The sequence below is a fragment of the Streptomyces sp. 8N706 genome, from assembly GCF_052245415.1.
GTDB lineage: Bacteria > Actinomycetota > Actinomycetes > Streptomycetales > Streptomycetaceae > Streptomyces.
The window spans coordinates 55,751-68,548 of record NZ_JBQQBW010000013.1 but is presented as its reverse complement, the minus strand read 5'-3'; the positions used below and the strand labels follow the sequence as shown (position 1 = coordinate 68,548).

The window sequence follows — 12,798 nt, the reverse complement described above, 5'->3', positions numbered from 1 at the left end:
GGCCGTTCCGTGGTGCACCGCGTCAGCTCGCCCGGCCGCCGGGCCCGTCCCGCGCCGGGTCCCGGCCGCTCGCCGCGAGCTGCACGTTCCGGTCCGGCAGGGCCCGTACGGTCCGGTGGAGCACCGGCTCGCCCTCGACCGGGGTGCCGGTGCCCTCGAGGAGGACGAGGGCCGCCTGATAGACGACGGACAGGGCGTACGGGGTCTGGTGGAGCATCCCCCAGAGCTTGGAGGTCTCGTCGACATCCATCTGGGTGGGGGTGAAGCGCACCCGCTGCGCCGAGGAGGCGAGGTCGGAGCCCGCCAGATGAGGCAGAGCCGCGGCCGCCTCGATCAGTTCGCGCGACAGCACGGGCGTTTCGTGGAGGGCCCGGACCACACAGCCGAGCAGTCGCTGACCGACCAGCTCCATCTCGTCGCCGTAACACGTGATCAGGTAATGCAGGTCCAGCGCGGCGGCCGGACGCTTGAGCAGGGTGCCGTCCGGAGCGCGGGTGGGCAGATCCTGGTTGCGGAGGGCGGCGTTCGGGGTGACCTGGTAGAGGAAGACCGTGATCGTGGGATCGGCCGGCGGCTCGGCCGGGGGCCTGCGGGTCTCGACGTTCACTGCCAGATCGATCTCGGGCCGCAGGTTCTGCCCGATCTGGAGGGCCAGCGCCTGGGTGACCGTCGCGATGGCGAGGGCATTGCTCATGACCGCTTCTCCTCACGCGACAGATAGGCGTCCAGGGCCAGCACGGGGCGCGCCCGCCCGGGGCGTTCCGGACGCGGCGGCCGGCTCTGCCCGCCCGTCGCGGTGACCTCCAGGCGGCCGATCTGGACGTGGACGACGCGCTCGGCGGGCTTCTGCTGCCGTCGGCCCGCTGCCGCCCTCGCGGCCGTACGGGCCGTGGCCGCGGTGGTGGGACGGGGCCGTGGCGGTGCGGCCGCCGGGGGAGCGGCGCCCGTGCCCGGGGGGGTGGACACGGACGCCGCGCTTCTGGGGAGTGGTGCGGCGGGCTCGGCGGCGGGCGCGTCCGGGCGGCCGGGGCCGGGCGTCCGGGGCGCCGGACGCGGTTCGGGAGCGATCCGTGCCGGAGGTCGCAGGAGCGGTGCGCCGGCCGCCGGCGCGGGCGCCGGGTGCGGAGGACCCGGCTCGGCCGCTTCCGTGCGGACGACCGTACGGTGGTCCGTCCTGGTCTCCCGTGCCCGCTCGATGAAGGTCACGGCATCCGCCGCCCGTTCGGGCGCGGCGGCCCCGTCCGGCGCGGCCCCGTCGAGTTCCGGCGGCTCGGCCGCCGCCCCGGCCCGCTCGAACGGCCCGGGCAGCCGGGGCCGGAGGCGGACGACACCGCCGGCCGGGCCCGCGGGCGGGGCCGGGGCGTGCCGGGCCAGCAGCCGGTCGAAGAAGTCAGCCATCGGCACAGAGCTCCAGGTAGTAGCGGCGCCGCAGCGGGCTGAGCGCCAGGATCTCCGGCTCGCTCCAGCCGTAGGCGCCGGCGAGCAGATGGACGTCGAGCAGGAGGTCCCGTGCCCAGGCGTCCAGTTCGGACCACAGGTAGGAGGCGATGTCCAGCTCGGCGCGGGTGCCTTCCCCGCACTCGGGGCAGCGGACGTCCAGCGTCACGTCGGCGGCCGCATCCGCCCGGGCGACCGCGTCGGCCATCCGCTGCTGCACCGGAGCGGGCAGCTGCCCGGCCGGAACCGGGTCGCCCGCCCGTACGGCCGACACCGTGCACCGGTCGAGCAGCATCGCCCGGCCCCCACCGGCCGCCGCGGCGTCGCCGACCGCCACCAGATCGGCGACGGTGGGCAGCCGGAACTCGACCTCCCAGCCGTCGCTCTCCACCCGCAGAGGGCCGGGCCGGCCCTGCGGGGCCGGCGCCAGCTCCCCGGCGTCGAGGTCGAACTCCATGGCCTCGCCGCACCTTTCACACTCGATCAGCACCTGCATGCGGTCGCCGAACAGCGAACGGCGCAGGCGCAGCAGATCGGCCTCCCGCTCGCCCACCGGCACCGAGAGCAGCTCGTCGGTACCGGCGGCCGGGCGGGCCGCACGGTGCAGCAGCAGCGCGCGGCCCGGCCCGTGCTGTGCCAGCCCCGCCTCCCAGGTGGCCAGGAGCTCCGTCGGCGTCCCGGCGCGGGACTCCCTCATTCCGCGCTCCCTGTCGGCCGGGGTCAGGCCGGGTTGGTGAACGAGGGCTCTTCCGGCTCCGGGACCTCGTAGTCCCGCTCCCAGCCCTCGCACTCCAGCTTCAGGCTCTGGATCGCGACCGCGTTGGCATTGGCGTCGAGCTCGCCCAGGGTCTGGTACTCGCTCGGCCAGGCCCGGTACAGCTTGTGGGCCACCGCCACCTGGCCGGCCTCGTTGAGGAGCTGGACCACGATGTCCTTGCGGAAGTCGGCGAGGGACACCTCGGCGCCCCGGCCGGCGCCGACCTGCCAGACCTTGTTCGCCCATCGGTCGAACTCGGGGTCGTGGGTGACGCCGCGCTCGAGCGTGACCGCCTCGAACTCGGAACGGCCCGGCGACTTCCGCGGGGAGCTCGGATCTCCGCCGTTGCGGTGTTTCACCACTTCCGTGGTGCGCTTCAACGGACTGATCTTGCTGATTCCCGCAACGATACGGCCGTCCCACACCACCAGGAATTTGAAGTTCTTGTACGGATCGAATCGCTGCGCGTTGACGACGAATTCGGGCATGAAGATCCCTAAATCTCGAACTGGCCGGCCATCTGCTCGATCTTGACGATCACGAATTCCGCTGGTTTGACCGGCGCGAATCCGACCACGACGTTGACCACTCCGCGAGCGATGTCGTCCTGGGTGGTGGTCTCCTTGTCGCACTTCACGAAGTACGCCTCGCGCGGCGATGTGCCCTGGAACGCTCCCTGAAGGAACAAAGTGTGAAGGAAAGCGCCCACATTCAGTCGGATCTGCGACCACAGTCGTTCGTCATTGGGCTCGAACACGACCCAGGTGAGGCCGCGGTACAGGCTCGACTCGAGGAACAGCGCGAGCCGGCGCACCGGCACGTACTTCCACTGGGAGGTGAGCGCATCGGCGCCCTCCAGGGTCCGCGCTCCCCACACCACCGGCCCCACGACGGGGAACGTCCGCAGGCAGTTGACGCCCTGCGGGTTGACCAGGCCGTTCTCCCGGTCCGTCAGCGGTACGGTCAGCGCCCGCACCCCGGACAGCCGGCTCTCCGTACCGGCGGGGGCCTTCCAGACACCGCGCCCGCCGTCGGTACGGGCCATCACGCCGGCGACGGCGCCGGACGGCGGGAAGCCGCGGAGCCGGCCGGTGAGCGGATCGACCATCTCCAGGTGCGGGAAGTACAGCGCCGCATGGCTGCTGCGGACCGAGTCGAAGGCCGACAGGCCCGCCCGTGCGGCATCGAGACTCGTCCAGGCCGCGGGCGAATCGACGATCAGGAAGATCCGCCGTTCCTGGCAGAGCGCTTCCGCCGAGGAGAGCACGGTCACCATGTCGTCGACGCTGTCGTACGCGGAGAGCTCGGGCAGAGCCAGCAGATTGACGTCCTCGACCTGGCGCAGCGCCTGGATGCCGCTCTTCGCGGCCTCGCTGCCGATGAGGTCGGCCGGCCCGGGCGGCCCGCCGTCCAGCCCGCCGGTGAGGGCGAAGACCGGTGGGTTGACCGACGCCTCGAGCCCCAGGTCGTTCGCGGCCTGGCCGAGGAAGCGGACGACGTCGTCCGGGGAGTCGGAGCCGGCCACCACCTGGAGGCGCCGGTCGAAGGCCTTCACCCGTGTCCCGGCGTAGGCCCGCTTGCCCGGCGCGTCGGGCAGCGCGCGCAGCTTGCGCTCCAGCAGCAGCGCGAGCTGGGTGACGGTGGCCGGGGGCTCTCCGTCCTGGTCGGGGTCGTACAGGGTGAAGCTGCGCTCCACATCCCCGATCTTGACGGTGATCTCGGAGGTGAGGTCGGGGAGTTCGGCGGCGAAGGGCTTGGAGACGGTCCCCACCGGGTCCGGCCGGCTCTCGTCCTTCACCTCCACCCGGATCACGGACGAGGCGGAGTTGACGGCCGTCTCGGCGAAGCGGGCGTGCCCCTCGCGCATCGACAGGCCGGGATGGGTCTCCCGGACGCCGCCCGCCGTGTCGAACACCTGGAGATTGAACGTGTCCGAGGGCGACGGGGTGTCATGGTCCACGGTGATGCGCAGACCCGCGCCCCAGGCGCCGGGCTCCTTGGCGGTGACGGCCAGTACGGGGACCCCGGCCTGGGTCTCGGTGGACGTCAGCGTCGTGCCGGCCGGTTCACCGGTCCCCGCCGCGGCCACCCGGACGATCACCGCGACCGATCCGCCGTTGAGGAAGAACTGCTGCACCGCGTAGCTGACCGAGCTCTCCGAGGCGAGGCCGCCGAACCGTCGCTCGAAGTCGGCGAAGCCGGTGACCGTCACCGGCTGGTTCACCGGTCCGCGGCGGGTGTGTCCCACGAAAGCGGTCACCGAGGTGGTGACCGAGGTGATCGTACGGACGCTGCTGGGAAGTTCTTCGATGTAGACGCCGGGATAGTCCGGGTTCGTCGGCATTCCCCCTCCATTCCCTTCGTGCATCAAGAAGAAGAGGAGGGAGGAGTGAAAAGATCACACGCCCACACCGGTGCGCGGACGCATTCACCGTCGTTTTCCCCCGTCGTTGGCACCCCGCGAAATCGGTATCGCGGGGCCAAGCGCAAGCGCTTGTTGCTCCTGATGCATGAGTGCCTCTTGGAGTCTGAATCCAGCCCCAATGGCGGGTCAAGGAGTCAATCCAGTCATCTCCCGGACGGCATTCTTATAAGATCGTCATGGCCGTGATCGGAGGTGATGTGCCGATGAAAGGCGGTATTGCCGTCGGAGGCGTCATGATCGGCGTCAAGGCCGCCGAGTGGAAATAAGTCGAAGGAGTGCAGCCCGCTGTACGCGGGATTGAGGGCCGAAAGGCGAAAAATGACCGTTTGGCCTTGCTTCGGGAGGGCACGCGAAGCGGACCGGCCGGTCGCCATCTGTGACTGTAATCACCGCTCGCATGTGATCTGCGATTTAGGGAGGCCGGTCCGACGGGGATAACCTGCGAGGCGGACATGCCGCGTACCCGGCCATCGTGTGCGCCTCCGTTGTGACCGCGTCGTCACGCTGCCCGTAGCGGCACGCCCACGCAGACAACGAACCGCGATCACCACGACAGCGGTATTGAGACGCAAAGGGACGGACGCGCGTGGACCTGTTCGAGTACCAGGCGAGGGACCTCTTCGCCAAGCACGGTGTACCGGTGCTGGCCGGTGAAGTCATCGATACGCCTGAGGCGGCGCGCGGGGCGACTGAGCGTCTCGGCGGCCGCGCCGTCGTCAAGGCGCAGGTCAAGACCGGCGGCCGCGGCAAGGCCGGCGGCGTGAAGCTGGCCTCCGACCCGGCTGACGCCGTGGAGAAGGCCAACCAGATCCTGGGCATGGACATCAAGGGCCACACGGTCCACAAGGTGATGCTGGCCCAGACCGCGGACATCGCGGAGGAGTACTACGTCTCCTTCCTGCTGGACCGCACCAACCGGACCTTCCTCGCCATGGCCTCCGTCGAGGGTGGCGTGGAGATCGAGGTCGTCGCTGAGGAGAAGCCCGAGGCGCTCGCCAAGATCCCGGTCGACGCCATCGAGGGTGTGACACCGGAGAAGGCCGCCGAGATCGTCGCCGCGGCGAAGTTCCCGGCCGAGATCGCGGACCAGGTCGCCGAGGTCCTGCAGCAGCTCTGGGTCGTCTTCATCAAGGAGGACGCCCTCCTCGTCGAGGTCAATCCGCTGATCAAGTCCGGCGAGGGCAAGATCATCGCCCTGGACGGCAAGGTGTCCCTCGACGAGAACGCCGAGTTCCGTCAGCCGCACCACGCCGAACTCGAGGACAAGGCCGCGGCCAACCCGCTCGAGGCCGCGGCCAAGGCCAAGGGCCTCAACTACGTCAAGCTCGACGGCGAGGTCGGCATCATCGGCAACGGCGCGGGTCTCGTCATGAGCACCCTCGACGTGGTCGCGTACGCCGGCGAGGCCCACGGCAAGGTGAAGCCCGCCAACTTCCTCGACATCGGCGGCGGCGCCTCCGCCGAGGTGATGGCCAACGGCCTCGAGATCATTCTCGGCGACCCGGACGTCAAGTCCGTGTTCGTCAACGTCTTCGGTGGCATCACGGCGTGCGACGCGGTCGCCAACGGCATCGTCCAGGCTCTGGACCTCCTCAAGTCCAAGGGCGAGGACGTCACCAAGCCGCTGGTCGTGCGCCTCGACGGCAACAACGCGGAGCTGGGTCGCCAGATCCTGACCGACGCGAACCACCCGCTCGTGCAGCAGGTGGACACCATGGACGGTGCGGCCGACCGTGCCGCTGAGCTGGCTGCGCTGTAACCCCGCGCATCTCCGACACGACATAAGGAACAGGCCACAACACCATGGCTATTTTCCTCACCAAGGAAAGCAAGGTCATCGTCCAGGGGATGACCGGCTCAGAGGGTCAGAAGCACACCCGCCGGATGCTCGCCTCGGGCACCAACATCGTCGGCGGCGTGAACCCCCGCAAGGCGGGTACGACCGTTGACTTCGATGGCGCCGACGTACCGGTGTTCGGCTCGGTCAAGGAGGCCATCGAGGCCACCGGCGCCGACACCACCGTCATCTTCGTGCCGCCGAAGTTCGCCAAGGACGCCGTCATCGAGGCGATCGACGCCGAGATCGGGCTCGCCGTCGTGATCACCGAGGGCATCGCGGTGCACGACACCGCCGCGTTCTGGGCGCACGCCGGAGCCAAGGGCAACAAGACCCGGATCATTGGCCCCAACTGCCCCGGTCTCATCACCCCGGGCCAGTCGAACGCCGGCATCATCCCGGCCGACATCACCACCTCCGGCCGTATCGGCCTGGTGTCGAAGTCCGGCACGCTCACGTACCAGATGATGTACGAGCTGCGTGACCTCGGCTTCTCGTCGGCCGTGGGCATCGGCGGAGACCCGATCATCGGCACCACCCACATCGACGCCCTGGCCGCCTTCGAGGCCGACCCCGACACCGACCTGATCGTCATGATCGGCGAGATCGGCGGCGACGCCGAGGAGCGGGCGGCGGACTTCATCAAGGCCAACGTCACCAAGCCGGTCGTCGGCTACGTGGCCGGCTTCACCGCGCCCGAGGGCAAGACCATGGGCCACGCCGGTGCGATCGTGTCCGGCTCGTCCGGCACCGCCCAGGCGAAGAAGGAGGCCCTCGAGGCCGCGGGCGTGAAGGTCGGCAAGACCCCGTCCGAGACGGCTCGCCTCGCGCGCGCCGCGCTCGCGGGCTGACCTCGACCGGTCCGGCACCTGCGCCGAAGGGTGTGGCCCCGTACGGAGACGTACGGGGCCACACCCTTTCGGCATGCCGGTGCGGCCGGTTCCAGGGCGTCGGTGTGGGTGCTGCGGCGCTTGATCGGGGCGAGTCGATGTCCCGACCCTGGGTGCGGCACGGTGCGACGCTTCGCCCGGCGACGCGGTGCCCCAGCTCTCCCTGCGGCAGTGCGGTGCCCCGCCGGAGGCGTTGCTCGATGGCGGAGCCCGGTCTCCTGCCCGGCGGCGGAGTTCGAGGTGGCGCCGGTTCGCCGTGGGTTGTGCCGGTGCCTCGGGCCCGAGGGCTGTGCCCCGTCCGAGCGTGCACTCCCGGCAAGGATGGCGGGTGGCCGGTGGCTGACTCGGGGCGGTCGGTCAGCGGGACTCCGCCACCGGCCTGGCTCCCCGTGGCTTGTCGTCCGTGCCCGCTTCCGTCCACCCGCCCCCGTCCCCGGGCTCCCGACGGCTGCCGGACCGATCCGCGGGCGCCCCTCCGGCGGGTTTCCCGGCGGGCCGCGACGGCGTCGTGATGGCGGGCTCGTCGGACGTCTCCGGCCGGATGTACGGGGCGGGTGAGGTGACCGAGATGAACGCCACCGTTGTCGCGAACAGCGCGGTGAGCCCGAGTCCGCACAGCGTCCAGCAGCGCGAACGGCGTTCGCTGCCGATCCGTACCGAACGGCCGGACAGGGGCTGTACGGGCTGCGCGGCGCCCAGCTCGCCGAGCATCCGGTGCAGGACCTCCCTCTGCCGCGCGGGCGCCGTGTCGCGCAGTTCGGGCAGCATCGCGGCGACCGCCTCCCGGGCATGGGCCAGCCTGCGCGCGGTGGCGGTCGTGGTCGCCTCGATCTCCGCTGCCGTCTCGGGGAGCCCGATGCCGACGCCGTCGTGGAGCAGAAGCGCACGGCGGTAGGTACGGGTGAGGGCGAGCAACGCGGTGAACAGCGCGCCGTCCGGCCCGGGAGCCACAGCGTCGGATGCCCCTCGGCGGAGCCGTAGCCGGGGCCAGGGGGAGAGCGCGTGCTCGTACGCCGCCGCGCGCACCCACCCCGCGGGGTTCCGGTCGGCAGCGACCTCGGGCCAGCGCTGCCAGGCCTGGTGGAAGGCCCGCTCCACGGCTCGGCGGGCCGGCCGGGACTGTCCGGTCAGCAGCGTCGTCTGCCGCAGAAGATCCACGGCGTGCGCGGTGCAGAGTGCGTCGAAGGCCTGGGCCGGCTCGCCGTACGCGGAGAGCGCAGGGTGCGGAGGCTTCGCTTCCGGCTGTGAGCGGGTGACACCGGCCCGGCCCCGCGCCGGACCGCCGTTCCAGGGCCTGGCCCGGGCCGCCTGGGCCGGCGAACTCTCCACGCCGCCGGGCGCGGTCCGTACCGCGGCGGTGGCCGCGTCCTCATGGGCCCGGAAGGGGCCAGGGCCACCGGGATCGCCGTCCGTCGTACCGTGGTCGCGCCGGGCCCCGGTGCGCGCCTGCAAGGAAGCGGCGGGGCGCTCGCCCCCCTCCGGCCGGCCCACCACTGACGGACCGTCATGCGATGCGTCGGGGCCCGCGTTCGCGCGCTGGTGGTGCGGCTGCGCCGTCCAGCGGTCACGCCGTCTCCGGCTGTGTCTTCCCCGCGTCATGCCGACCTCTCCGGATACGGGTCGGACGGAGGGCCCGGACACGTACGGGCACGCGGTGCAAAAAGGTGCATACCCGTATATTGAGCGACACGACGGTCATTCGCCCTTGCCGGGACGAATGGTGTGTTGTTGGCAGCATGTCCGCGTGACTCAATTGACCGATCACAGCACGCCGTTGTCGTCGCGTGTCCAGACGGACGCCTGGCGCGCCCCGGTCGCCGGAGCAGCGATGCTCGGCGGCGTGGTGGCGGCCGCGCTGGGGCTCGGCGCGATGACCGTCGCCGTACTCCTGCTCTGGATCGCCGCGCCCTATCCCGACAGCGGCCCGGGCGGGGCCCTGCACGTCGCCGCCGCCCTGTGGCTGCTCGCGCACGGCGCCGAACTCGTCCGGACCGAGACCTTGACCGGTGTCCCCGCGCCGCTGGGGCTCGTGCCGCTGCTGCTGTGCGCGCTGCCCGCGTGGCTGCTGTACCGGACGGCCCGGTACGCGGTCGAGTCGCGGGAGGAAGGGCTCGCGCGGTACGGCCGGCAGGGTGGCGACCCGCCGTTGGTGGGTCCCACGATCGGGTGGTTGAGCGCGGGCTATCTCTCGGTCGGCCTGGCTGCCGTGACCTACACAGCCGGTGGACCCCTGCGACCCGGGCTCCTCAGCGCCCTGCTGCATCTGCCGGTCGTCGCCACGGGGGTCCTGGCGTACGGGGTATGGACGGCGAACGGCCGGCCGGCCGTCCCCCTGCCCCTCCAGCAGGCCCTGGACCGTGTTCCCAGGGGCGTATGGGCGGTCCTCACGCGCCCCCGGCTCGACACCGCGCTCCGGAGCGCGGCCGCCAGTACCACCGTGCTGCTCGGGGGCGGGGCCCTGTTGGTCATGGTGTCCCTCGTACGGCACGGGTTCGCGGGGCAGCAGTCGTGGCTCGAGCTCCCCGAGGCCTGGTCGGGACGGTGCGCGTTCCTGCTGCTGTCACTGGCGCTGGTGCCGAACGCCGTCGTCTGGGGGGCCGCGTACGGGCTCGGGCCGGGATTCACCCTCGGCGCCGGCAGCTCGGCGGGTCTGCTGGGCGCGTCGGCCTATCCGTCGCTGCCTGCCTTTCCGCTGTTCGCAGCGCTGCCGGAGCAGGGGCCGGGCTCTCCGTTGACCTGGGCGGCCGGGGTGGTACCCGTCCTGGCCGGGGTGGGGTCGGGCTGGTTCACGGCACGGGCGGCGGTGCCGAGGCCGGGTGCCGCGGCCGCACGGCTTCCGGGGACGGCCCGCGGTGCTGAGGCCGCGGGGGCCGCGGAGCCGAGGAGCGGTGGCGGCGGCGCGCGAGCTGCGGGGCCGACGAGCGGTGGCGGCGCCACGCGAGCCACGGGGCCGACGACCGGGGCCGCGGCGGGCGAGGCGCAGCCGTCGGAGGACTCGCGGAAGGTTCAAGAGGAGTCGCGGAAGGTCCGAGAGGTACGGAGCCTGCGCGAGACCGCGCTGACGAGCGCCCTGGCGAGCGTCGGCTGCACGGTGGCGATGGTGCTGCTCGCCGGGTTGTCGGGCGGTTCGCTGGGGTCGAACGGGCTGTCCGACTTCGGCCCCAGCTGGTGGCTGACGGGCGGTGCGACGCTGTGCTGGACGCTGCTGGTGGGTACGCCGACAGCGTTGCTCCTGCGCTGGTGGTGGCTGCGCGAGCAGCAGCGGGCGGACGAGCGGGAGTCCGCCCCGGCCGTCCTGGCGGTGCCGCCCGCGCAGCGTGACCGGCACGGTGACCGGAGCGGCGGCTGGATGGGCGGTCGGCTCCGTGGCGCCCGTGCCGTGCCGCGTCCCGCAGCGGACGGTGACGGCTCGCCACGGAAGGAGCGGGGGAGAGGCCCATTCCTGCCGCGGAGCCGGAAGTCTCCGGCGGAGGAGGGGAATCCGGCGGACGGGCGGTACGGCGTACGGGGATCGTGGCTGCCGCTGCCCAGGACCGGGCCGACGGCGGACGGGCCGCAGCTGCCGGGCGGCGGGGCGGGTCCCCTGCAGGCCTGGCGCTTCGTACCGCGCAGACGGCTCGGCGCCGACGATCTGCCGTCCCGGCCACACCTGCCGCCGCAGGCGCAGACGTCCGCCTCGCCCGTCCGCGCCGCGACGGACACCGGGGGCGGTGGGGGAACGGGCGAGGGCGGGACGGCCGGGCGGAGGCGCCGTCCGAGGGTGCCGCGCGTCCGCTCCTTGTGGGCCCGCCTGTGTTCGGCACGCAAGGCGGGCGCAGCCTCGGAGGGGAACGGGGACGAGATCCCCGGCGTCGTTCCCCTGCCCGAGGACGCCTCGCGTGGCGCCGTGCCTGACGCCGTACCGCCCGCCGACGGGGACGACCCTCCGCTTCCGGACGCGTAGCTCCCCGCTCGGCCGGGTCTGCCGGAAAAACGGCCTCGGCGCGTCAGGCGGCTGTCGCCGGCGCGGGAGTTGAGGGCCCCCGGCGTCGGCCCATGGCCTTCGAGGACGCCGTGCGCGGTGCCTACGCCTGACGCCGCACCGCCGCTCGGCCGGGCAGCCGGGTCGGCCCCGGACCGCCCACTCCCCAGGCGGAGCCGGGTGGCAACGTGCGTCCCGGCTCCACGGCGGACGGGCCTCTGGCGGGAAGGCAGCCGCGTGGACCGGCGGGCCCGCTCGGTGACGCCCGTGTGGTCCGGGGCTCCGGGCGGAGCACCCGGGCACCGGCGGGGCCGTGACGGTCGGCACGGTCACCGCGCAGCTGAGCAGGCCCCGCCCGTGGAGGGACGCGTATCAGTTCCGGGTGCTCAGCAGCGGCCGCAGCTGCTCCGGGAGCAGGTTCTCGCACGACTGGCGCGAGGGCTGCGTCAGGGCGTCGTTCACGCACGCGTAGTAGTCGCGGTAGACGATCTGGAACGAGAACGTCGCCGCCACGATCGCCAGTGCGATGCCGCCCGTGACCAGGCCGCTGACCGCCGCCGTCGTCTGCGGCCTGGAGTTCGCCGCCGGACCGGTGCCGGGGGCCGTGCCACCCGTGCCCGGTTCCGCGGTCGCGCCCCGGACGACCTCGGCGCCCGCCGCTCCCGCCTTCGTGTGCACGGGCTTTGCGCGGAGGGAGCTGATGCCCCAGTACATCGCCAGCGCTCCCAGCAGCAGCGCGATCTCCGGCAGGCTGAACAGCGCGAAGAAGAAGGCCCACATGCCCGCGAGCAACGCGTACCGGGCCCGGCGCTGGAGCGGGTCGGTCGGGTCCCAGCGCAGACCTCCGGGGCCGCCGGGGCCGCCGGGCCCGCCCGGGCCGTTCTGTCCCTTCTGGCCGCCCGGGCCGTTCTGCTGCTCCTCGGAGCCCGGGCGCGTACCGAAGCCGCCGCTGTGCCGGCCGGGCTGGCGGCTGCTCCACTCGCTGCCCCAGTGCGGCTGTCGGCGGCGGCTGTCGTCGTCCTGCCCGCCGCTGTCGCTCCCGTCGCCGCCCTCGTCCCCGTCGCGCCCGCCGTCGTCGCCGCCCTGGGGGCCTCGGGGCCGCCAGGGCTGGTCGGGCCGCCCCTCCGGCGGCGGGGCGAAGGGGTTGTCCTCTCCCTCCGGGGACGGGGACGGGGACGCCGACGGCCGGCGCTCGCGCAGCAGGGGTTCCGGCGCAGGCGTCCACGGCAGCCCCGCGGGGTCCGAGGACGGTGCGGTGGGCAGCGGGAGTCGGAGAGCCGCGCGGCGGCGTCGGTCCGGCATCTGGAGTGTGTCTTCCCCTTGTGTCGTCGCCCTCCCCGTGGTCCCGGGCCGTCCGGCCGGGCACGGGGTGGGGCGGTTCCGTCACTCAGACGCTACCTCCCGCACGAGCCCCCGTCCCGTGGGGGCCGCTCGGTGTGCCGGTATCGTTGCTGACGGTCGAGGGCTTCGTAGGGTCTTCCGTATTCCAGG

The 12,798-nt window shown here is 72.8% G+C and carries 10 protein-coding genes; 3 read left to right on the top strand and 7 right to left on the bottom strand.

Features of this window, described 5'->3' with window-relative positions; translation table 11 throughout:
• Window positions 1-22 precede the first annotated feature (22 nt).
• From ACTWQE_RS07995 to ACTWQE_RS07975, 5 genes are read right to left on the bottom strand one after another with little or no spacing between them, the layout of a single operon-like run.
• Window positions 23-694 (bottom strand): DUF4255 domain-containing protein, encoded by a 672-nt coding sequence (locus tag ACTWQE_RS07995; RefSeq protein ID WP_443328113.1) that lies wholly within the window; start codon window positions 692-694, stop codon window positions 23-25.
• Window positions 691-1,398 carry a hypothetical protein gene (locus tag ACTWQE_RS07990; RefSeq protein WP_443328112.1) on the bottom strand — a complete coding sequence of 236 codons (708 nt, stop codon included), beginning with the start codon at window positions 1,396-1,398 and terminating at the stop codon, window positions 691-693. The genes ACTWQE_RS07995 and ACTWQE_RS07990 overlap by 4 nt, the downstream gene beginning before the upstream one ends.
• Window positions 1,391-2,134, bottom strand: coding sequence for a T4 family baseplate hub assembly chaperone (locus ACTWQE_RS07985; protein WP_443328111.1), 744 nt, complete (start codon window positions 2,132-2,134; stop codon window positions 1,391-1,393). The genes ACTWQE_RS07990 and ACTWQE_RS07985 overlap by 8 nt, the downstream gene beginning before the upstream one ends.
• 23 nt (window positions 2,135-2,157) lie before the next feature.
• Window positions 2,158-2,682 (bottom strand): phage tail protein, encoded by a 525-nt coding sequence (locus ACTWQE_RS07980; protein ID WP_443328110.1) that lies wholly within the window; start codon window positions 2,680-2,682, stop codon window positions 2,158-2,160.
• 8 nt (window positions 2,683-2,690) lie between these two features.
• Window positions 2,691-4,538: a phage tail sheath family protein gene (locus tag ACTWQE_RS07975; protein WP_443328109.1), complete on the bottom strand. Its 1,848-nt coding sequence runs from the start codon at window positions 4,536-4,538 to the stop codon at window positions 2,691-2,693.
• 667 nt (window positions 4,539-5,205) lie between these two features.
• Between ACTWQE_RS07975 and sucC the strand changes: the two genes are divergently transcribed.
• Window positions 5,206-6,378, top strand: coding sequence for an ADP-forming succinate--CoA ligase subunit beta (gene sucC / locus ACTWQE_RS07970; protein ID WP_443328108.1), 1,173 nt, complete (start codon window positions 5,206-5,208; stop codon window positions 6,376-6,378).
• 44 nt (window positions 6,379-6,422) lie between these two features.
• A complete protein-coding gene (sucD, locus tag ACTWQE_RS07965; protein ID WP_443328107.1) occupies window positions 6,423-7,307 on the top strand; it encodes a succinate--CoA ligase subunit alpha in 885 nt (294 codons plus the stop codon).
• A 396-nt stretch (window positions 7,308-7,703) separates the two neighbouring features.
• On the opposite strand, the gene ACTWQE_RS07960 is transcribed toward sucD, so the two are convergent.
• On the bottom strand, window positions 7,704-8,945 hold the full coding sequence (locus tag ACTWQE_RS07960; RefSeq protein ID WP_443328106.1) for a hypothetical protein: 1,242 nt from the start codon (window positions 8,943-8,945) through the stop codon (window positions 7,704-7,706).
• A gap of 145 nt (window positions 8,946-9,090) precedes the next feature.
• Here ACTWQE_RS07960 and ACTWQE_RS07955 point away from each other — a divergent pair, with 145 nt between their 5' ends.
• Window positions 9,091-11,289, top strand: coding sequence for a cell division protein PerM (locus ACTWQE_RS07955; RefSeq protein WP_443328105.1), 2,199 nt, complete (start codon window positions 9,091-9,093; stop codon window positions 11,287-11,289).
• Between the two features lie 390 nt (window positions 11,290-11,679).
• On the opposite strand, the gene ACTWQE_RS07950 is transcribed toward ACTWQE_RS07955, so the two are convergent.
• Entirely contained in the window at window positions 11,680-12,609 is a 930-nt protein-coding gene (locus ACTWQE_RS07950; RefSeq protein ID WP_443328104.1) for a hypothetical protein, read from the bottom strand.
• Between the last annotated feature and the right edge of the window lie 189 nt (window positions 12,610-12,798).